Here is a 20838-nt window from a genome sequence, read left to right as displayed (position 1 = left end):
CGCTCGCATTACGCTTTGTGTGATTAGCGCAATGTCATTGTCTTTGTTGTGTTGTCAAGCTACAGTGAGGCCTTCTCAGAACCAGTTTAAAGCAATGAAAATATGATAGATTTACGCAGTGATACCGTAACCACACCGTGTGCAACAATGCGCGAACTGATGGCCAATGCTCCTGTAGGTGACGATGTATTTGGTGACGACCCAACGGTAAATGCGTTGCAACGCAGAGCGGCAGAATTAACTGGCCACGAGGCTGCATTGTTTGCGCCAAGTGGCACACAAAGTAATTTATTGGCACTTATGGCCCATTGTCAGCGTGGTGATGAATACATTGTGGGTCAAGACGCCCATACCTATAAATATGAAGGTGGTGGTGCAGCAGTGCTTGGCAGCATTCAGCCACAGCCAATAGAGTTTGAAAAAGATGGCAGCTTGTCACTCGAATTAGTTAAACGAAAAATTAAGCCGAACGATCACCATTACGCGCGCACGCGTCTTTTGTCGATTGAAAATACGGTTTCGGGTAAACCGCTGCCAATGGCTTATTTATCTGACGCCAGCAAGTTTTGTGACGAACATGGTTTAGGTTTGCATTTAGATGGCGCGCGGGTATTTAACGCCGCGGTACATCATCAAGTTGCGATTAAAGACATTACCTCGCAAATGGATTCGGTATCGATTTGCCTATCGAAAGGCCTCGGAGCGCCGCTTGGTAGTGTGCTATGTGGTTCAAAAGCCTTTATTCATGAAGCACATAAGTGGCGTAAAATGCTTGGTGGCGGCATGCGCCAAGCTGGTATTGTTGCAGCTGCAGGTTTGTATGCGCTAGAAAACAATATTGACCGTTTGGTTAAAGATCATAAAAACGCCGAGTTTTTAGCGACAGAGCTGTCTAATATCGACGGTATAAGTGTTACATTGCAGGCAACCAATATGGTGTTTTTGCAATATCAGGCAACTAAGCCAGTTACTGAATTTGCCGACGCACTTTATCGTCAAGGCGTTAATATTTGCCCAGGCGAGCAAATTCGTTTGGTACTTCATAAAAATGTGACACACGAAGATTGTGTTTCAGTGGTTACTGCAATAAAGAATGCACTTTAGTTATATGTGCATTGAATTGTTAAAATAAAGGTTAAGGCAGATATTGGTTATCTGCCTTAGTATAAGTGTAATTTGCTACTAAGTTACGCTTACCAGTAGTAATCGAAGGTAAGGTACCACGCCGCAAAGTCCCCTTGATTGATTTGCATATTGCGGTCGAAATACGCATCTTGATTGAGGTATTCAAGGTACAGCCAACCCGGGCCATAGTCGTATCGCACGCCCGGCGCAAACGCATAAACTGTGTCACCGTCTACACCATTGGTGTTTGATTTAGCTAAGGTTACATCTAATACAAAATACCAATCACCCAACGTGTAACCAAGTTCGCCAGCATAGCGGGTGTTGTCGATTGTGCTAGCAACATCGGGATTGGCGGCAAGATAGGCTTGTGGCAAATCGCGCTTACCGTCAATGTAACTGAGTTTGGTAGTAAGCTGGTCAAATTGGCCTTGGTAATAAATTACATAAGCGCTGTGATCGCCATCGGTACGTCTATCTCCTGTGATCAACTCCTCTAATTTACCGTTTTGGTAGGAGGCGGCAAAGGTGTGTTGCTTATTAAATGTATAAGAAAAATCGACAACTGCGGTGTCTACCTTTCGGTAGGTTGAGCTGCTGCCCCAGTGGCGGTTGTCATCGGTGCTGTCGGTTGATTTACTTGCCCAGTCATCAGCCAAATAATAGGCAAGTTGGTAATTGAATTGGTTAACGCCGCCTTGGTATTTTACGCCGACATCCATTTGGTCACCGTAAGCAGCTAAAAACATGTCCCCTGGCCAAAAATTAGCGGTTTTCCAGCCAAATGGCACTTGGCTTTTGCCAAAGGTCAGTGAGTTATTGTCATCGATAGCATAACCTAGCCATGCTTTGTGCATCACGTATTTTTGCCCGCTTGAATTGTTATCAACGTCGGTAAAACTGCCGGGCCCTAGGCGAAATTCTGCAGAGTAAAACCAAGGTGACTTATCTGATTTTGCACCATCCAAGTAACCAATAATTGCTTGGTCGCCAAAGTCGGTTTCGTGGGTGTCTTCGTTAAAGCTATAGTTAACCCAAAAGCCGCCTGCCAATGAGGGCGATGCTGCGAGCTGCGTTGAAATTGTAAGTGCAAACAGCGAGGTAAATAAAAGGGATTTAGAGTTCAACATAAATACCGTGTAAATAGATGACTTTAAAATAGCTTAGACCATAACTTATGAAGTTGACTAGCACTAGATTGCAAACCATATTTAATTCAATACTAGTCATATGTAGTTAGCTCAATGTCGATTTCAAAAAAACTCATCATTGCCTTTTTAGTCACTATGACACTGCCAATTATTGTGATTGCAGTGATCATGATTAACCAGACTCGCAATTTAGCGCACGATAATTTTACTATTGCCAATACGCGAGAAGTTACGCAGATAGATAAAGCGATTTCGCTTTTTTTCGAGGAGATCAGTAAAGACGTTGTGTACATAGCGAAACACCCCGATTTAGTGGCGGCCAAAAGCGGTATTAAAACATATATGAATAGCGCATCCGCCAGTCAAATTACGCCAGAACAAAACGACGTAATTGAACAACGGGTATTCGATTTGTTTTCGCAATTTGGTGAATCACACGAGGGCATTTCTTATATTTACATGGGTAATCAACAAGGTGGTTATACGCAATGGCCAAAAGGCAGTGTAAGCGCTAACTATGACCCACGACCGCGTCCTTGGTTTAAAACAGGCACAGGCGCGACAACTAAACCGATTCGTACTCAAGCGTATTATTGGGAGCCAGATGACGCGGTTATTGTCTCCACCGTGATGTCGATTAAAGATAGTGCGGGTAGCAATTTTGGTGTAACGGGTATGGATGTGTCGTTAAAAGGGTTAACGAGCATGATCCAAAATATCAAAATGGGTGAGTCGGGCTTTTTAATGTTAATAGAAGATTCCGGCAAAATTTTGGTTGATGCCAAACACCCTGAAAATAATTTTAAAGAATTTGCGAGTGTTAAAAGCAATCTATACGCTGGATTAAGCCGCATGGAATCTGGCGATACCACCATAGAAATTGATGGCGATGTTTATCTTGCTAATGTGTATACCTCGCCCAAACTCAATTGGAAGTTTATCGGCCTGCTTAAAAAATCAGAAGTAATGGCGAAAGCAAATACGCTGATGGTGATAATTATTATGGTGAGCTTAATTCTGATTGGTATCTTCTCCGTACTCTCGGTGTATATTTCAAAATTAATATCTCGTCCGATTGTTGAGGTGACCCGTGGTCTTGAAGATATTTCGCAAGGTGAAGGCGATTTAACCCAGCGTTTAAAAATTCGTACGCAAGACGAAACCGGACAACTGGCTAATAGCTTTAATCAATTTTTAAATTCGATTGCTGATTTGGTGCGAGAGATTAATGGTTCTTCTGCTAATGTAAGCAACGCATCGGAAGTAAGCTCACGTTTAGTTACGTCGATGAATTCATCGTTAATGACGCAACAATTAGCGCTTGAGCAAGCTTCTACCGCTATTAATGAAATGGCGGCAACCGCCAACGAAGTTGCATCAAGCTGTGCATCGGCAGCAGATTCAGCCAATTCAACTAAACAATCAGCCATTGAAGGGCAATCGTTAATTAATAAAACGGTATCTAGTGTGTCGGGACTGTCAGACACTATCGCAAGTACAGAGCAAAATGTGCGTGATTTAGACAGTGAAAGTGAAAGCATTACCACAATTTTAGATGTGATCCGTGGCATTGCTGAGCAAACAAATTTGTTAGCACTTAATGCCGCAATTGAGGCAGCGCGCGCAGGCGAACAAGGCAGAGGCTTTTCGGTGGTAGCAGACGAAGTACGTGCGCTTTCACAACGTACATCCGAATCAACAGAAGAAATTGCACAGCAACTTGGTAAACTTAGAAATATGACCCAAGCGATTTCAAAAGAGATGTCACAAAGCCTCGATATATCCTCGCAAACCGTTGAGTTCACAAAACAAGCGCAAACCAGTTTTGATTCCATTACGCATTCGGTTGACCTTATTAGTGATATGAACTCGCAAATAGCCACCGCAGCAGAAGAGCAGCAACATGTAGCGGAAGAGATTAACCGCAACGTTGTGGATATTAAAACCGGTGCTGATGAAATTTCAGGGCTTGCTAATGACGCCGATGAAAATGCCAATAGCCTGGCATCGCTCTCAGCCGCTTTAACTGCGTTGGTTAAAAAGTTTAAAACTTAACGCTTGTTTGTCAGTTATGGTGAGAAGAGGCAGTAGCTGCTGGTAAAATAGCGCGAGCTAATCTAAGCACTACAGCCTCGATGCGTTAGAGGCTAGTGTGCTGCTTGCGATATTGCATTGGGGTGATACCGGTGTATTTTTTAAAGGCGGTGTAAAACGCCGACTTAGAGTTAAAACCCGCATCCATTGCAATATCGAGTACCGTTTTATTGCTGTTTGTGAGTTCATTCTTAGCGTGTTTTACACGGTAGCCATTTACATAATCAAAAAAGTTGACTTGTAAACGCTCGTTCAATGTTTGAGAAATATAGTTGGAAGAAGTATTGATACTTTTTGCAAGTATAGGCAGTGACAAGGCGGCGTTTAAATAGATTTTCTCTTGCTGCATTGCGTTTTCCAATTTGTTTGCAATGTGCTGTAAATTGTCTTCACTTAATGCCGAAGTTTTATATTTATTCTGCGTTGCTGACAACACTCTAGGTTCATCATCCTTATTAATATCATCAAATATTTCTTCAAACCCAGGTTTTTGGCGAAGCGCCCAAGTCGCTAAAAAGGTTACAGCAATCAGTAATAGTAAGCTTGAAAAGGGCGTATACATTTCACTTGGGAACAGCAAATTATTGAGCGTTAGATTGATGGCAAATAACCCCCAAGGAATGCCTACTAAAAGTGCTAGTGCTGTAAGCCAACCCATTTCTTTTTGTTCTGTTGTGGCAAAAATATCTTTTAAATGTGTGCGGTAGCGGTTTAAACGAACAATGGTTTTAACCACATAAAATGCCGATTGTAATACCCAGCTTATCACCAACAAAAAGGTGATAATTAACCCAGCATACACACTATATCGCAAGAAGGGGGATACGCTTTCAAGCACCGCATCATCACCGACAACCAAAAGCCCGTGTTGAATCTCGTTAGGTAAAACTAATGTAAAAAGTGAAATAAATAGTCCGATTACAGGCAAAGCAAAATGCCATTTGTCGTGTTTGGTAAGCGTCCATTTCGATTCTGCTGTAAGGCTTTTAATGTAAAACCAAAAGCTTGGGGCGATTAATAATAATGCAGGTAACGATACGATAAGTTGCGTTTGCCGCCACTCTGGTGCGAGTAATTTTAAGCTGGGTTGGCATATCACAATTGCAATGGCAATAAAGCAGCAAGAAAGGGAAGCATAGCCGAAATTTTGGCGTTTTTTAGTAATAAGTAAACTTGCGTTAAAGCCTAATAAGGTCATTGTTGCAATGTTAATCGCAAATAAGTAAATCTCTGGTGGTTGCAAGTTAAATCCTTTTATTTCTTTATAAACAATATCTTATTTGTTTTTGTTGTTTCTTTTTGGTTCTGCTCAACAGATTAGAACGATATTGCTCTAGGTATTTTACATAATCGTTTCTAACTTAACTAGCGTATGGCGTAAGGATTAAAAAATGACATACCAAAATGCAATGATGATAGAACCAAATGAATTTAAAACACCGTTTAATTGGGCTGGTGTTAGCTTTTTACTCTTTATGATAGGTATTCCTGCAATACCAGCAGTATTTATTGTTGCCTTAGTTGTAATGGGTAGTGGTATTGAGTCGCCGCTCAGTGAAATGATTAACGTGCGCTATTTTGATATGCCACTTGTGATTATTTGCCATGGCATATCAGGTATTGTGTTTTTTTTAACAATGCCATTTCAGTTTTCACCAAAGTTAAGACACACAAAACCGCGCTATCATAAAATTAATGGCTACTTTGCTTTTATTTCTGCGTGTGTGATGGCGGCGTCTGGCGTGTGGATGCATCATGTATTTTCGCCTAATGAATTTGGCGCGCGCTATGTGAGTTTGGTGATAGTTGCGATAGCTATTTTCTTAACGTTTGTTATTGCTGTTAAGTATGCAATTAAAAAGGATTTCAAACAGCATCAGCGTTGGGTGTATTTTGCAGCAGCTGCCAGTTTAGCGGTTGTTAGCCCACTATTTTTAGAAATTATCGCGATGTTAATGGGTAATGTGGGAGCTGAAGTTATGCATGACTATGGGCGTTTAATCGGCTTGGTTTTGAATCTTCAAATTGCACATTGGTTATTTAAAAAGAACCATAGCTAGCGATTAATTGGTAAACGTTGAGGTATTTAAGGGAACATGAAGATGTTTAGAGTTAGGTACTAAAGTGTGAAGATACATCAATTAAAGCAGTTTAGAAAAAAGCCAGTAACACGGTTACTGGCTTTTTAGGCTGAAACTTATAGAGCTTATTTTTACTGTGCTTCTTTTTACTGAGCTTATTTTTACTGAACGAGGCTAATAATCAGATTAAATGCTGACTCTTTATCGTGAGCGGTCTCGGCATGTAAAATAAGTTGCTCACCTAGGATTAATGTTTGCTGTTGTACTTGCAGTCGTGCGGTTTCATCTTCAATACCATCAATGTCTGATACATGGGCAAGGCCAATGGTGCGGCGAACAAGCTCAGTGCCGGCAAAACCAAGTGCATCTTTAATGATTTGGTTTACAAAATACTCTGTATAGCCTGGTGCCTGAAGTGATAAATCACGGGTATGCGCTTTAGCAAGTGACAGCCAGGTTGCTGCAAATTCGTTGATCACTTGCTGAATCGTCGTCAGTAAGTAGGTTTGCATTTGGCGGCGCTTTGGAATTTCACTAATTCGGGCATTTTGCGCACAATAATTAAGTAAAAAATTACCGATAAACGAGCCTAAATCAAAACCAATTGGGCCAAAAAAGCCAAACTCTGGGTCGATCACCTTAGTTGATTGCGCATCAACAAAAATACTACCTGAATGCACATCACCGTGTAATAAGCTTTGTGGCGACGATAAAAATAGTTGCTTTAATTTAGCCACTTTAATGTGAAGTTCGGTGTTTTGCTGAAGCTTCTCTACCTCACCTTCAAGTGTCGCCGGGTAGTTATTGCGCAGAGATGTGCGGTACGGATCATCAAAGAATAAGTCTTCAGTGATGGCGCACAGCTCAGGGTTTGTGAACTCAATGACCAAGGCTTTCTTTTCAGCAGGTGTTAAATAAAAGTCTGAGTAATAAAAGCTGGTGGTTGCCAGGTAGTTTGCAAGTTGGCTGCCTAAATTTGGAAAGGTTGTTGCTTGGTTTAGTTCACCACGCAAAATCGTCATATGGCCTAAATCTTCCAAAATGGTTAGGGCAAGTTCGGTATTTTTGTGCAGCACTTTTGCTGTGTATGGTTCGCACACTGCACCATGTTTTTCAAGCACCGCCGCTTCAATGCGCGCTCTATCAAGGGTTAAAGGCCACGACTCACCAACACAACGGGCATAGGGTAATGCCTGCTTTAAAATAATGCTATTACCGTTTTCATCAGCAATGCGAAAGACTAAATTGAGATTGCCATCACCAAACTCATTACAGGTTAATTGAGCATTAGGGGCAAAAAATTCGTTTAACTGTGCAACATAGTTAAGTGCACGCTCATTATCAAAAGCAATATAGTCAGCCATGGTGTTCGCTATTCAAAAATACAGATAATTACGGAATTCTATACTGATGAATGTTTAGATGTCTATACTTCTTTGTGTCTTGGTGTAAAATGATCGCGTTAATAGTTTGGAGTTTCACAGCATGCAAAATTTGCTCGCACGCAGTCTTAAATATCAAGGCGGACAGTTATTCGTTTTAGATCAGTACCTTTTACCACACCAGCAGCATTGGCATGTGTGTAACAGTGTACCTGAGATGCAAGAATTGATTTTGACGTTAAAAGTGCGTGGGGCGCCGCTAATTGGTTTAGCTGCAACCCTGCTAGTTGCTCATTTAGCTGAGCAAGGTCTATCGCATAGCCAACTTGCAGAGGCAATAAATGATTTAGAGGCAACGCGTCCAACTGCGGTTAATTTAATGCACTGCATGAAGCGTATGCGCCAAGCATTAGCTCAAGATAATTTTGTTGACGCATTAGTAGTAACTGCAGAGCAGCTATTTAATGAAGATGTTGCGCTGTGTGAATCCATGGCAACCCTAGGTGCTGCGCTTGTAAAACCGGGCGATAATATTTTAACTCACTGTAATACGGGTGCATTAGCAACAGCAGGGGTAGGTACGGCACTTGGGGTAATTCACCACGCCCATCAAAAATACGGTGATATTCATGTTTGGGTGGATGAAACACGCCCATTACTGCAAGGCGGTCGTTTAACGGCATTTGAGCTTGAAAGCTGGCAAATTCCGTACACCCTTATTTGTGACAATATGGCCGCCAGTTTAATGGCTGCGGGTAAAGTAGATAAGATTTTTGTGGGTGCAGATCGCATTGCAGCTAATGGCGATTTTGCCAATAAAGTCGGTACCTATAATTTAGCCGTGTTGGCACATTTTCATAATGTTGAGTTTTATGTGGTTGCGCCAATCACCACCTTAGATATTGACTGTGAAAGTGGTCAACATATCCCGATTGAAGAGCGTGCTGATGCTGAAGTAAAAGGTGTCAGTGGTAGCTTTGGTGAGTGCCAATGGGCACCAAACAATGCCAAGGTATTTAACCCTGCCTTTGATGTAACGCCAGCACACCTAGTAACGGGTTGGGTACTTGATACCGGCGTTTACAATTTACAGCAAGTAAAAGATGGCGCGTTAAAACAGCTCTAATAAGCCTTATTAAATATAAGAAGAGCACCATTCGGTGCTCTACTTAGAGCGTGTTGACCTTTGCTGTCTATTTCTGCAGCCGTTTGTTTGGCATTTAGACAAGGCAGAGTGATTGTAGTGTAGTACTCTACATAAATGAACGATAACGCAGTATAAACGCCAAACAGACGCTGCCTAACAGGTTCAACCCAAAGCGTTTTGTTCTTTGTTGTTGCTTCTTGACTTAGCTTGCTAGGCCTACAAAGCAACGCCGCGATCAAAACGCTTTGGATTTGAACAGAATTTAGACCATAAAGATCAACACGCTCTAATCCAAGATTGGAAACTCATTGGCAATTTTGCTTTCGGTGCTTTGTGCCACCCAACCCGCTTCGTTATTGAAAAAACGAATTGCGGTAAACTCAGGATCGCTGCCCATATCAAACCAATGCTTAGTGTTAGCCGGCACTGAAATTAAATCACCTTGCTGGCAAAGCACTTGATACACTTTGTCGTCTAAATGCAGGCAGAATAAGCCTTGGCCCTTTACAAAAAAGCGTACTTCGTCTTCGCTATGCGTATGCTCAAATAAAAATTTCTGTCTTAATTCAGCCGCCGCTGGATTACCTTTAGCAAGTGAAATTACATCCACCGTTTGGTAGCCGCCGTCGTGCTGCACACGTTTAATATCGGCGTCATAGGCGTTTAAAATATCATCTGAACTGTGGCTTGCGTCAATTTCAAATGCTGCTTGCCAGTTCTCAAATACCACACCTACTTGATTAAGTTGTTGCTGAATTTCAGTAAAGTTTTCGCTCTGTAGCAGAGTGCTTACTGCATCGTCGTGACGGTAAATAGTTAGTTTGCTCATACAAATAATGCTTCATCAAATTGGTTAAAATCGTCAATTGCTGGGTGTTGGTCGCTTTTTTCTTGGTTATCACGCCATAACTGCAAGGTGTGCATGCCCGCACTTTTAGCGGCATCAAGCTCTTCAACGATGTCGCTTAAAAACAACACCTCAGAGCCTGAAAAGCCAATCTTTTCAAGAATATTGGTATATGAACTTGCGTCTTTTTTACCGCCAACATGGGTATCAAAATAAACGCTGAACAGCGGGCGAATATCACCATAGTCAGAATGTTCAAACAACAAATGTTGTGCTTTTACCGAGCCAGACGAATAAACAAAAAGGCTTATGCCCGCGTCTTTTTGCTGGTTTAAAAAGTCATAGGCATCTGGGTAAATATGGCCTGTGAAATCACCTTGTTGATAACCCGTTTGCCAGATTAGTCCTTGCAGTTGTTTAAGTGGGGTAATTTTTTGATCCGTTGCAATCCAATGTTGCAGTGCATCTATGACCTCAGTAAGGCTGGCGTCTGGTTTGGCAATTTCCGCTTTTACTGCATTAATTTGCGTTTTTACCGTGGCATCGTTTTGGTTTTCTTCAACAAATGCAGCAATATGTTTTGCCGCATAGGGAAACAAAATATCTTTTACAAATGAAATGCGGGTAATTGTGCCTTCAATATCGGTAATGATGGCTTTAATCATAGTGATGACTCCAACTTAATGCGCTCAAGCTCGCATGCGAATAAAAACTCCAACCCTTCAATGTGACGACGTGTTTCAGCCACACTGTTGCCCATTGCATATAAACCATGACCGCGAATAAGCACACCATGAACAATTGGCTCTTGCTCGTGGCGTTTTGCAACAAGTTCCGCCAAGCGGTCAATATCTTGGTCATTATCAAAAATGGCAATAGTAAGCGTACTTTCGTGACTGGTGATGCCGCGTAATGATTTTTGCATTTCATAGCCTTGAATTGCCAAGGTATCAGCTTTTATAAAACGCGATAACACAGTGGCGGCTATAGAGTGGGTATGTAATACACATTCAGTGCTTGGTTGAAGTTGGTACAGTTTTAAATGAAGTGCCGTTTCGGCAGATGGCTTTCCTTGGCCTTTGCAAATAGCGCCTTGCTGATCGAGCTCTAAAAAGTGTTCAGGGGCAAGGTGTCCTTTATCATGGCCACTTGCGGTCACAACAAATCCCGTGTCTGTTTTAATTGAAAAATTACCACCAGTTGCTGGTACCCAGCCTTTATCGCTGACCCAACGACCCGCTTCAATCAATGCACTTTTTGCGGCATCATTATGCATAATAGGTTACTCGAATATAAAAACTCAAACTTTTAGACGGCTATACATCCGTTTTCGGCAATGATAGCATCGCTTTTGTTAAAGCACCATCAAGATTAGAGGTATCGTGTGCAAAGTAAATTACCAAATTTAGGCGTCAGTATTTTTTCGCAAATGACCGCATTGGCAAATGAGCATCAAGCGCTTAATTTATCACAAGGTTTTCCAGAGTTTGATACGCCAGAGGCGCTTAAAAACAAACTTAATTTTTACAGCGCACAAGGATTTAACCAATATTCGCCATCCAGTGGTGTACCCGCATTACAACAACAAATTGCTGATTTGGTGTTGCGAAAATACGCTTTAACGATTTCACCAGAGGCATCGGTAACCGTTACATCAGGTGCAACTGAGGCGCTTTATGTCGCAATTCAAGCTCTCGTCAGCCAAAATGATGAAGTGATTGTGTTTGACCCTGCCTATGATTCTTACCAGCCAGCGATTGAACTTGCCGGTGGTAAAGCGGTTCATATCGCGTTAACTGCACCAAATTACCAAATAGATTGGCAGCAGGTCGCCGGCGCAATTACCGATAAAACCAAAGCGATTATTATTAATTCGCCACATAACCCAAGTACTAAAACGCTAAAACAAGCAGACATTAATGCGTTAACGCTACTGCTTGAACAGCATGATTTGTACCTCATCAGCGATGAAGTTTACGAGCATATTTGCTTTGATGGCGCCACACATTTAAGTGCGCTTGGCGATGACGTACTGTTTGCCCGCAGTTTTGTGGTATCGAGTTTTGGTAAAACCTTCCACTGCACAGGGTGGAAAATGGGTTACTGTGTGGCTCCTGAAAAGCTGATGGTGGAGTTTCGTAAAATTCACCAGTATGTGACGTTTTCTAGTTTTACCCCTGCGCAACTGGCATTAGCCGACATGCTTAAAGAGCAGCCAAACCATGTTGATGAATTAAGTGCGTTTTATCAGCATAAGCGCGATGTGTTAACTAATGCATTAGCAAATAGCCGTTTTACACTGTTACCAAGTGAAGGTACCTATTTTTTACTGCTTGATTACTCCGCCATCTCAGAGTTAGATGATGTGGCATTTTGCGAATATTTAGTAAAAGAAGTTGGTGTTGCTGCGATTCCTCTTAGTGTGTTTTATGAAAATGCCCCCGGCGACCGTGTGATTCGTTTATGTTTTGCTAAGGAAGACGCCACCTTAATCGCCGCAGCGGAGAAGTTATGTCAGCTATAAATAGCAGCTTAAACGTCGCGTTAGTGCAAAGTGATATTGCATGGCTAGACGTTAATAAAAATTTAAACACCTTGAGCGAACAACTGAGCAATCTAGAGTCGGTTGATTTAATTTTACTGCCCGAAACTTTTGCTACTGGTTTTGCCATTAATTTAGATGTCGCAGAGCCAAGGCAAGGGCCAATTTTAGATTGGATGTTGGCACAAGCAAAACGCTTAAATGCGGTAGTGGCAGGCTCAGTGTTAGTGAACCAACAAGGTAAAAAAGCGAACCGCTTTTACTGGTGTTGGCCAAATGGCGCGGTGGAATTTTACGATAAACGCCATCTGTTTTGTTTAGGTAACGAAGGTGATTTTGTTAATGCCGGTGTTGAGCGAAAAATCATTAGTATCAATGGTTTTAGGTTGTTGCCACAGGTGTGCTACGACTTACGTTTTCCGGTATTTCAGCGTAGTCGCAACGATTACGATGTGATGGTTAATGTGGCAAACTGGCCTGCTGCACGTCGTCGTATTTGGGATACTTTGCTGCAAGCTAGAGCAATTGAAAATCAATGCTATGTACTTGCTGCCAATCGTGTCGGTGATGATGGCAATGGAGTTGCACATAATGGCGGTACAGCTGCCTATGATTTTACGGGTGAAACGCTCGTTGCCGCCGAGGATAACCAAGCGCAAGTAATCACAATTGAACTGACGAAATCGGCGTTAACTCAGTTTAAAGAGAAGTTTCCAGCCCATCTTGATGCGGACCAATTTACACTGCCTAATATTAAGTAGGCAAACGTGAGTTTGGTTACCACTCGTTAGGCAATGTTTGTTTTATTAAACCTAAAAGCTGTTTTAAGCGTAATAATTTTATAGCTCAAAACAGTTTAGGTGTTCAATGAAATCGTCTCTTGCTACAGGTTTGTTGTTTATGGCAGCAAACGCTCACGCTAATATAAATCTTAACCAACTTGAATGGATGGTGATAAACGACTCGGTGATGGGAGGCGTTTCAAATAGCCGCGTAATTGTTGGCGATAACAATTTAACGTTTAAAGGCGATGTGTCACTTGCCAATAATGGTGGTTTTGCATCATTTCGAGCGCCTATTTCATTTGAGAATACCAATGTTGATTCCCTTAGTTTTAAGGTTGTAGGTGATGGCAAACAATACCAACTGCGCTTGCGGGTAGATGGATATTACGACGGCCCTGCGTTTGTTTATCACTTTAAAACTAAGGCAGGTAAAGAACATACTTTTAATTTATCCGAACAAGACTTTGTTTTAATGTTTCGCGGTAGGCAGTTTGAGTCGGACTATCAACTTCGTTTTGATGATGTACGCTCGCTTGGTTTTATGATTAGTAATAAACAAGCAGGTGATTTTAGTTTGCAGGTAAAGCACATAGCACTATTACAAAAAGTGTAGTTATCGTAGAGCCGTTAATTTTAGGTTAAGTTTACTATTGGCATACTAGCCACAAATTCAACGAATTGTTTTTTAGAATTTGTTCAAAGTTAGTTTTCCCAAGTAGTTGTTTTACACAAGTACACCATTTGCCCACAACCTTTTGTGGGCTTTTTTTTTGGCTATAAAAAAGGCGCTAAATGCGCCTTTGTTTGATTGTAGCTTCACTCATTATTTAATATCAAAACGGTCAAGTTGCATTACTTTTGTCCATGCTTTTACAAAGTCGTTTACAAAACGTTCTTTCGAATTATCAAACGCATATACTTCAGCAACAGCACGTAACTCAGATGAAGAACCAAAGATTAAATCAACCGGTGTCGCTGTGTATTTAACGGCGCCAGTTTTACGGTCTTTACCTTGGTAGACATCGCCTGCTTTTTGCCACTGAGTAGACATATCAAGCAAGTTGACAAAAAAGTCATTGTTTAGTGTGTCTTTTTTATCTGTAAATACACCGTTGGTTGAGCCATCTGTATTGGTATTTAGCACGCGCATACCGCCAACTAATACCGTCATTTCAGGTACCGTTAATGCAAGCTGGTCTGCTTTATCTACTAAGGCGTCGGTTGGTGATTTGTAATAACCTTTTTCATAGTAGTTTCTAAAACCATCAGCACTTGGTTGAAGTAACGAAAATGAGTTTACATCCGTTTGTGCTTGGGTTGCATCACCGCGTCCTGCCACAAATGGCACGCTTACTATAACCCCTGCATTTTTAGCTGCTTTTTCAACTGCAGCTGCACCGCCGAGTACTATCATATCAGCAAGTGAAATTTTGCTGCGACCAAAAGTACGGTCATTAAATTCATCTTTAATTTCAGTCAGTTTGGCAATCACTTTCGCAGTTTGTGCTGGGTTATTTACTTGCCAATCTTTTTGCGGCGCCAGTGCAATACGTGCACCATTTGCACCACCGCGCATATCAGAATCCCGGTAGCTTGATGCTGAAGCCCATGCGGTTGCTACGAGTTCCGATACTGACAGGCCTGAATCTAAAATTTGCGCTTTTAGTTTTTTAACGTCTTTATCACTTACTAGTTTGTAATTTGGCTTGTCGATAGGATCTTGCCAAATATGCGCTTGTTTTGGATATTCGTCACCTAAGTAATTATCAAGTGGACCCATATCGCGGTGGGTTAATTTAAACCACGCTTTGGCAAATGCGAGGCGGTATTCTTCAGGATCTGCCAGGAAGCGCTCTGCAATTTTGCGGTATTCTGGGTCAAATTTTAACGCCAAATCTGCTGTATTCATCACAGGTGGATTGTACTTGCCCTTAACGTGTGCATCTGGAACTGACTTATGTAACGACTCATCGGTAGGGACCCAAATAATCGCACCCGCAGGGCTACGTGATTGTTTCCACTCAAAATTAAGTAAGTTTGATAGGTATAGTGATGTCCACTTTGTTGGTGCTTGTGTCCATGCACCTTCTAACCCGCTTGTCACGGTGTCTTCCGAGTGGCCTTTACCGCATTTGTTTTTCCAGCCAAAACCTTGCTGCTCAATTGGCGCTGCACCCGGTTCTTTCTCTAAACACTTATTCGCTTTGTGAGCGCCGTGCATTTTACCAAAGGTGTGACCACCTGCGATAAGAGAAAGCGTTTCTTCATCGTTCATTGCCATACGTGCAAATGATTCGCGAATATTTTTAGCTGAGCCAAGTGGATCGGGTACGCCACCTGGGCCTTCGGGGTTTACGTAAATTAAGCCCATATGGACAGCAGCCAGTGGGCGCTTTAATTTGCCATCGCTATCGCGACGATCGCTTGCTAACATTTCAACTTCTGGTCCCCAGTAAACCATATCCGGCTCCCAGTCATCATCCCGACCGGCAGCAAAACCGTAAGTTTTAAAACCCATGTTTTCTAACGCTACGTTACCTGCAAGTACGATTAAGTCACCCCAAGAGATAAGCTCACCGTATTTCTGCTTAACAGGCCACAGTAAGCGACGTGCTTTATCTAGGTTACCGTTATCTGGCCAGCTGTTTAATGGGTTGAAGCGTTGTTGACCACCGCCTGCGCCACCTCGGCCATCAAGCGTGCGGTAAGTCCCCGCAGCATGCCAAGTCATACGAATAAAAAACGGGCCATAGTTACCCCAGTCGGCAGGCCACCATTCTTGTGAGTCAGTAAGCACAAAATCGATGTCCTTTTTAAGCGCATCCATATCAAGCTGTGTAAACGCTTTTTTATAATTAAAGTCTTCACCTAATGGGTTTGAGCGAACATCGTGATCGCGAAGTGGTGTTAAATCGAGTTGATTTGGCCACCAAAATAGGTTTGATTTCGCTTGGTTAGGCATTACTTTGCCCATGCCAATTGCGCCTTTTGGCTTGCTCATTGTGTCTTTAGCAAATGCGGATGTTGCGCCTAAAGATAGTGCTACAACAGCGGCAATAGAAGTATATTTTAATATCTGAATGGATTTCATTTTTGAATTCCCCTTATTATTTATGGGTGTATTAACGCAGCTAAGTATAGGGAGGAAATCAAATAACTAAATTTGATAATAACTAAGTTGATATTCGTTTTTTTAGATTGTTGTTGTGTAAATACTTTCCTTGCCACATTGATTTTGAAAACGCTAATCAAAAAAACATATGATCACCATCGGTATTTTTGAATAATGTCTTAAGATATTGATTTTTAGTTTCTTTTGTTTTTATTTGGTAGTGAGTGAAAGAAACGACCGAGTTAGAGATATGGTCATTTCGTATAAATTGATTATTATTTAAAAAACATTCGATTTATAAGAACTACAATGATCTCACTGAAACAGCTTCATTACGCCTTAGCCGTTGAAAAAACGCTACATTTTAAAAAGGCTGCGGACAATTGCCACGTATCGCAATCCACGCTTAGTACCGCGGTACATGAGCTAGAAAAACAATTAGGTGTGGTTATTTTTGAGCGTAACAATAAACATGTGTTTATTACCGACGAAGGCAAGTTAATTCTTGAAAAAGCCAAGCGCATTAAACTTGAAGTAGACGAACTGACGTTGCTGGCAAAGTCCAATAAAGCGCCGCTAGCAAGCCCGATGACGATTGGTGTGATACCTACAATTGGCCCTTTTTTACTGCCAAAGGTATTGCCAAAAGTGCGCACTGAATACAGCAACTTTAAGCTGAAAATCGTTGAAGACCAATCACATGTGTTGGTTGAAAAACTGCGCGAAGGTGAGCTTGATGCTGCAATTTTAGCCTTGCCATACGATATTGACGGTTTAATGGCATTTAATTTTTGGCAAGAAGACTTTTACTGGGTGAGTCATAAAGACGAATGTTCACTAAATTTGCGTGAAATTACCACCAATGAGTTTGATCTCGACAAATTAATGTTGCTAAAAGATGGCCACTGTTTAAAAGAACATGCACTAGCGGCATGTAAATTAGAAAACACCAACAACGACAATCAACTAGACTCAACCAGTTTACACACATTAATTCAAATGGTTGCCGGTAAATTAGGCACAACCTTAGTACCTCAAATGGCCCTTGATCAACTCGTGAAAAACGAAGGTGAGCTGGCTGCGGTACATTTAAACGAGCCAGGTCCGCATCGCACGATAGCACTTGTGGTAAGGCCTAATTACGTAAGAACCAATGATATTGTGCTACTACAGCAACTTTTTGAAAATGAGTTAAAAGATAAATGCTATACAGGTTAACGCAGTGATTTAAACATCTGCTAGATCATGAATTTTGATGTTTTTTTGCCCTTGGCACTGCAAAACAGCATTTGATCTTGTATAACTAATTGAGCGTATAAATGTTTTTACGTTCACCGACATGAATTGTTAACTGATTTTAACGAGCGAAATAAAGAAATTTTGATACGTTTAATTGAGGTATAAGTGGTTCGGTTATCTCAATTAAGAATGTTTCCCCTGCATTCTTGCCTAGTATTATTTTCACATAGGCAATTGGCACACAGTTTCTTTTAAGCGTGAAAAAACGCTGCTCGTTAGTCGTTTTAATAAAAATGTCGCCTCAATGAACCCGTCAGACCAATAAAGGAGATGTGCGATGTCATCAAGTAAATGCCCATTTACATCAGGAAGTAATACGCAAATTGGAAAATCGAATACCGATTGGTGGCCTAATACCCTCAATCTCGATATTTTGCATCAACACGATTCAAAAACTAACCCACTCGGAAGTGATTATGATTACCGAGAGCAATTAAAGCAGCTTGATTTCGCTGCGCTGAAAGCCGATTTAACCGCACTTATGACCGACAGCCAAGATTGGTGGCCGGCCGATTGGGGCCACTACGGCGGTTTAATGATCCGTATGACATGGCATGCGGCGGGAAGTTATCGCGTTGCCGATGGTCGCGGTGGTGCGGGTACTGGTAATTTACGTTTTTCACCGCTTAATTCATGGCCAGATAATACCAACCTCGACAAAGCGCGTCGTTTACTTTGGCCGATTAAGAAAAAGTACGGTAACAAGTTAAGCTGGGCAGATTTAATTGCGTATGCTGGCACCATCGCCTATGAGTCGATGGGGTTAAAAACCTATGGTTTTGCGTTTGGCCGCGAAGATATTTGGCACCCAGAAAAAGATGCCTACTGGGGCGCTGAGAAAGAATGGCTTGCCCCATCAGAAAATGACAACAGTCGTTATTCAGGTGAGCGCGACTTAGAAAACCCATTAGCCGCAGTAATGATGGGCTTAATTTATGTTAACCCTGAAGGGGTTGACGGTAAGCCTGACCCACAAAAAACCGCCCACGATGTGCGTGAAACCTTCGCCCGTATGGCAATGAATGATGAAGAAACTGTGGCGCTTACCGCAGGTGGTCACACCGTAGGTAAATGTCATGGTAATGGTGATGCAGCGAAACTTGGCCCTGAACCAGAAGCAGCTGATATTAACGAACAAGGCCTTGGTTGGAATCATCAAGAAGGTAATGGCTTAGGTGCAGATGCAATAACCAGTGGCCTTGAAGGTGCATGGACAACTAATCCTACTCAGTGGGATAACGGCTATTTCGAATTACTACTTAACCATGAGTGGGAACTTAAAAAGAGCCCTGCAGGTGCATGGCAATGGGAACCTGTCGCGATTAAAGAAGAGGATAAGCCGCTCGCGGTTGATGGCAACGGCAAACGCAATAATCCCATTATGACCGATGCTGATATGGCCATGAAGGTTGACCCAGAATATCGCAAAATTTCAGAGCGATTTTATAACGACCCAGCTTATTTTTCTGAGGTGTTTGCACGTGCATGGTTTAAATTAACGCACCGTGATATGGGGCCAAAAGCGTGTTATATCGGCCCTGATGTACCAAAAGAAGATTTAACATGGCAAGATCCTATTCCAGCTGGCAATACGGCGTATGATGAGCAAGCGGTTAAAGCGGCAATTAAAGCCAGCGGTTTATCTATTGCTGAAATGGCGACAACCGCATGGGACAGCGCGCGCACTTTCCGTCACTCAGATAAACGCGGCGGCGCGAATGGCGCGCATATCTGCTTGCAGCCAGCTAAAGATTGGCAAGGCAACGAGCCTGAAAAACTTGCTAAGGTGCTAAGCGTGTATCAAGCAATTTCAGATGAGCACAATGTAAGCGTTGCTGATGTGATTGTGCTTGCGGGCAATGTTGCAATTGAACAGGCGGCAAGTGCAGCCGGCTTTACAGCAAGTCTAACCTTTAACAAAGGCCGTGGTGATGCATCTCAAGAGATGACCGAAGTAGACTCATTTGCTTATTTAGAGCCTGTACATGACGGTTTTAGAAATTGGCAGCAGCAAAAATTTGCAGCAAGCCCAGAAGAGTTATTACTTGAACGTGCTCAACTATTAGGATTAACAGCACCAGAAATGACGGTGTTGGTGGGCGGTTTACGGGTATTAGGCTGTAATTATGGTGGTTCTCAAGCCGGTGTGTTTACCGATCGCGTTGGGCAACTTACTACCGACTTTTTTGTCAATCTAACAGACATGCGTTATGAGTGGCAGCCAACAGGCGATAATCAATACGTACTGCGTGATAGAGCGACTAAAGAAGATGCTTGGCAAGCTACGCGCGTTGATTTAGTGTTTGGCTCAAACTCAATTTTGCGTGCGTATGCAGAAGTGTATGCACAAGATGATAATGGTCAGAAGTTTGTAGATGACTTTGTAGCGGCATGGAATAAGGTAATGAATGCCGATCGCTTTGATTTAGCAAGCTAGCATTTCGCCAAATAAAAAAGCCTTTCTATTTAATTGAATAGAAAGGCTATTTTAATTGTTTTTTGAAGATATAAATTAACTTTTTTGTTTTTACCATAGGCATGTTTCCTTAAATTTTGGTTTCACTTCATCTTATTTAAATAATAAGTAACTACCACCTACAGCAACACCCGTTACAATCGCCGCTGTCATACCTGCAGTTACTAAACCAACTACCACAAACGCGGTTAAAGCTGCTGTCATTACAATATCAAATACGTTGTTCATTTTTTTATCTCCGAGTAGTTTTAAAGTTATTTAGTTAACATGTATGTGCCGCCAATTGCTGCACCTGCCATAATTGCGGTTGTCATGCCTGCTGTTACAAGACCAGCTACTACAAATGTTGTTAAACCAGCTGCCATTAAAATCTCGATTGCGTTTGATGTATTCATTGTTCAATTTCCTTTAAGTTTGAGTAAAGCGTGTTGCTTGAGTTAAATAATAGGCAATTGAGGAGAGGATTCTTTTGCTTTGTGATGTTTGGTCAATCGCGGTGATATTTGGTTTTATTAAGTGATGAATGATTTTGAATTGAAGGAGAGTTGCTATGTTGCGATACTTTTTCAAAAGGTAAGTCACAATAAAAAGGTGCTCTAAAGCACCTTGTTGCGTTTTATAATTGCGCTAAACGTAGTTAGTTTTAGGTTTATTCAAGCATGCTCGCCAGCCACGGAGGTTGTGAGTGCCAGTGATATGTTATTTTTATGTGGCGTTAGGCCGCTTTTATGTTTTTTGTTTATTAACGCATTGCAAAGTTTACAAACACGGCTGTTAGCATAAACCCCACACCGACA

At 41.9% G+C, this 20838-nt stretch carries 18 protein-coding genes; 9 read left to right on the top strand and 9 right to left on the bottom strand.

The features are described from left to right. Nucleotides 1–102 precede the first annotated feature (102 nt). Nucleotides 103–1104, top strand: coding sequence for a low-specificity L-threonine aldolase (gene ltaE, locus ACHSBP_RS17155; RefSeq protein WP_395389739.1), 1002 nt, complete (start codon nucleotides 103–105; stop codon nucleotides 1102–1104). A gap of 89 nt (nucleotides 1105–1193) precedes the next feature. Here the strand turns inward: ltaE and ACHSBP_RS17150 are convergent, their stop codons facing one another. Further along, complete coding sequence (locus tag ACHSBP_RS17150) at nucleotides 1194–2255, bottom strand: hypothetical protein (RefSeq protein WP_395389737.1); 1062 nt, start codon at nucleotides 2253–2255, stop codon at nucleotides 1194–1196. Between the two features lie 114 nt (nucleotides 2256–2369). On the opposite strand from ACHSBP_RS17150, the gene ACHSBP_RS17145 reads away from it, so the two are divergent. Next, nucleotides 2370–4331 carry a methyl-accepting chemotaxis protein gene (locus tag ACHSBP_RS17145; RefSeq protein WP_010558258.1) on the top strand — a complete coding sequence of 654 codons (1962 nt, stop codon included), beginning with the start codon at nucleotides 2370–2372 and terminating at the stop codon, nucleotides 4329–4331. A gap of 85 nt (nucleotides 4332–4416) precedes the next feature. Here the strand turns inward: ACHSBP_RS17145 and ACHSBP_RS17140 are convergent, their stop codons facing one another. Next, nucleotides 4417–5613: a helix-turn-helix domain-containing protein gene (locus ACHSBP_RS17140; protein ID WP_395389735.1), complete on the bottom strand. Its 1197-nt coding sequence runs from the start codon at nucleotides 5611–5613 to the stop codon at nucleotides 4417–4419. A 148-nt stretch (nucleotides 5614–5761) separates the two neighbouring features. Here ACHSBP_RS17140 and ACHSBP_RS17135 point away from each other — a divergent pair, with 148 nt between their 5' ends. Further along, nucleotides 5762–6430 (top strand): DUF2306 domain-containing protein, encoded by a 669-nt coding sequence (locus ACHSBP_RS17135; protein WP_010558257.1) that lies wholly within the window; start codon nucleotides 5762–5764, stop codon nucleotides 6428–6430. A 182-nt stretch (nucleotides 6431–6612) separates the two neighbouring features. Here ACHSBP_RS17135 and mtnK read toward each other — a convergent pair whose 3' ends face one another. Then, the gene (gene mtnK, locus ACHSBP_RS17130; protein ID WP_010558256.1) at nucleotides 6613–7815 is read right to left on the bottom strand and encodes an S-methyl-5-thioribose kinase; all 1203 of its coding nucleotides are present in this window, start codon (nucleotides 7813–7815) and stop codon (nucleotides 6613–6615) included. Nucleotides 7816–7936: 121 nt separating this feature from the next. Here mtnK and mtnA point away from each other — a divergent pair, with 121 nt between their 5' ends. Next, the gene (mtnA, locus tag ACHSBP_RS17125; RefSeq protein ID WP_010558255.1) at nucleotides 7937–8959 is read left to right on the top strand and encodes an S-methyl-5-thioribose-1-phosphate isomerase; all 1023 of its coding nucleotides are present in this window, start codon (nucleotides 7937–7939) and stop codon (nucleotides 8957–8959) included. Between the two features lie 307 nt (nucleotides 8960–9266). Here the strand turns inward: mtnA and ACHSBP_RS17120 are convergent, their stop codons facing one another. Genes ACHSBP_RS17120 through ACHSBP_RS17110 form a run of 3 tightly spaced genes read right to left on the bottom strand, consistent with a single transcriptional unit; the run spans nucleotide 9267 to nucleotide 11103 of the window. Next, a complete protein-coding gene (locus tag ACHSBP_RS17120) occupies nucleotides 9267–9809 on the bottom strand; it encodes an acireductone dioxygenase (RefSeq protein ID WP_010558253.1) in 543 nt (180 codons plus the stop codon). After that, complete coding sequence (mtnC, locus tag ACHSBP_RS17115; protein WP_010558252.1) at nucleotides 9806–10492, bottom strand: acireductone synthase; 687 nt, start codon at nucleotides 10490–10492, stop codon at nucleotides 9806–9808. The genes ACHSBP_RS17120 and mtnC overlap by 4 nt, the downstream gene beginning before the upstream one ends. Further along, on the bottom strand, nucleotides 10489–11103 hold the full coding sequence (locus tag ACHSBP_RS17110; RefSeq protein WP_010558251.1) for a methylthioribulose 1-phosphate dehydratase: 615 nt from the start codon (nucleotides 11101–11103) through the stop codon (nucleotides 10489–10491). Before ACHSBP_RS17110 ends, mtnC begins: the two co-directional genes overlap by 4 nt. A gap of 153 nt (nucleotides 11104–11256) precedes the next feature. On the opposite strand from ACHSBP_RS17110, the gene ACHSBP_RS17105 reads away from it, so the two are divergent. From ACHSBP_RS17105 to ACHSBP_RS17095, 3 genes are all read left to right on the top strand, one after another. Beyond that, nucleotides 11257–12351, top strand: a complete 1095-nt coding sequence (locus tag ACHSBP_RS17105; protein WP_051320918.1) for a methionine aminotransferase — start codon at nucleotides 11257–11259, stop codon at nucleotides 12349–12351. Continuing rightward, nucleotides 12339–13130: an amidohydrolase gene (locus ACHSBP_RS17100; RefSeq protein WP_010558249.1), complete on the top strand. Its 792-nt coding sequence runs from the start codon at nucleotides 12339–12341 to the stop codon at nucleotides 13128–13130. The genes ACHSBP_RS17105 and ACHSBP_RS17100 overlap by 13 nt, the downstream gene beginning before the upstream one ends. A 106-nt stretch (nucleotides 13131–13236) precedes the next feature. Further along, nucleotides 13237–13767 (top strand): CIA30 family protein, encoded by a 531-nt coding sequence (locus tag ACHSBP_RS17095; protein ID WP_010558248.1) that lies wholly within the window; start codon nucleotides 13237–13239, stop codon nucleotides 13765–13767. 210 nt (nucleotides 13768–13977) lie between these two features. On the opposite strand, the gene katG (ACHSBP_RS17090) is transcribed toward ACHSBP_RS17095, so the two are convergent. Beyond that, nucleotides 13978–16245, bottom strand: a complete 2268-nt coding sequence (gene katG / locus ACHSBP_RS17090; protein WP_395389731.1) for a catalase/peroxidase HPI — start codon at nucleotides 16243–16245, stop codon at nucleotides 13978–13980. A gap of 330 nt (nucleotides 16246–16575) precedes the next feature. Here katG (ACHSBP_RS17090) and ACHSBP_RS17085 point away from each other — a divergent pair, with 330 nt between their 5' ends. Then, nucleotides 16576–17484, top strand: a complete 909-nt coding sequence (locus tag ACHSBP_RS17085) for a hydrogen peroxide-inducible genes activator (RefSeq protein ID WP_010558246.1) — start codon at nucleotides 16576–16578, stop codon at nucleotides 17482–17484. 358 nt (nucleotides 17485–17842) lie between these two features. Next, nucleotides 17843–20002, top strand: a complete 2160-nt coding sequence (gene katG, locus ACHSBP_RS17080; protein ID WP_395389729.1) for a catalase/peroxidase HPI — start codon at nucleotides 17843–17845, stop codon at nucleotides 20000–20002. Nucleotides 20003–20134: 132 nt separating this feature from the next. Here the strand turns inward: katG (ACHSBP_RS17080) and ACHSBP_RS17075 are convergent, their stop codons facing one another. Further along, nucleotides 20135–20269, bottom strand: a complete 135-nt coding sequence (locus ACHSBP_RS17075; RefSeq protein ID WP_267884436.1) for a hypothetical protein — start codon at nucleotides 20267–20269, stop codon at nucleotides 20135–20137. A gap of 26 nt (nucleotides 20270–20295) precedes the next feature. Further along, nucleotides 20296–20436 (bottom strand): hypothetical protein, encoded by a 141-nt coding sequence (locus ACHSBP_RS17070; RefSeq protein ID WP_157813533.1) that lies wholly within the window; start codon nucleotides 20434–20436, stop codon nucleotides 20296–20298. Nucleotides 20437–20838: the final 402 nt, after the last annotated feature.

Source organism: Pseudoalteromonas sp. XMcav1-K (genome assembly GCF_044005875.1).
GTDB lineage: Bacteria > Pseudomonadota > Gammaproteobacteria > Enterobacterales > Alteromonadaceae > Pseudoalteromonas > Pseudoalteromonas spongiae.
Note: the sequence above shows the minus strand (reverse complement) of the source record. Positions and strands in the feature narration are given on the sequence as shown.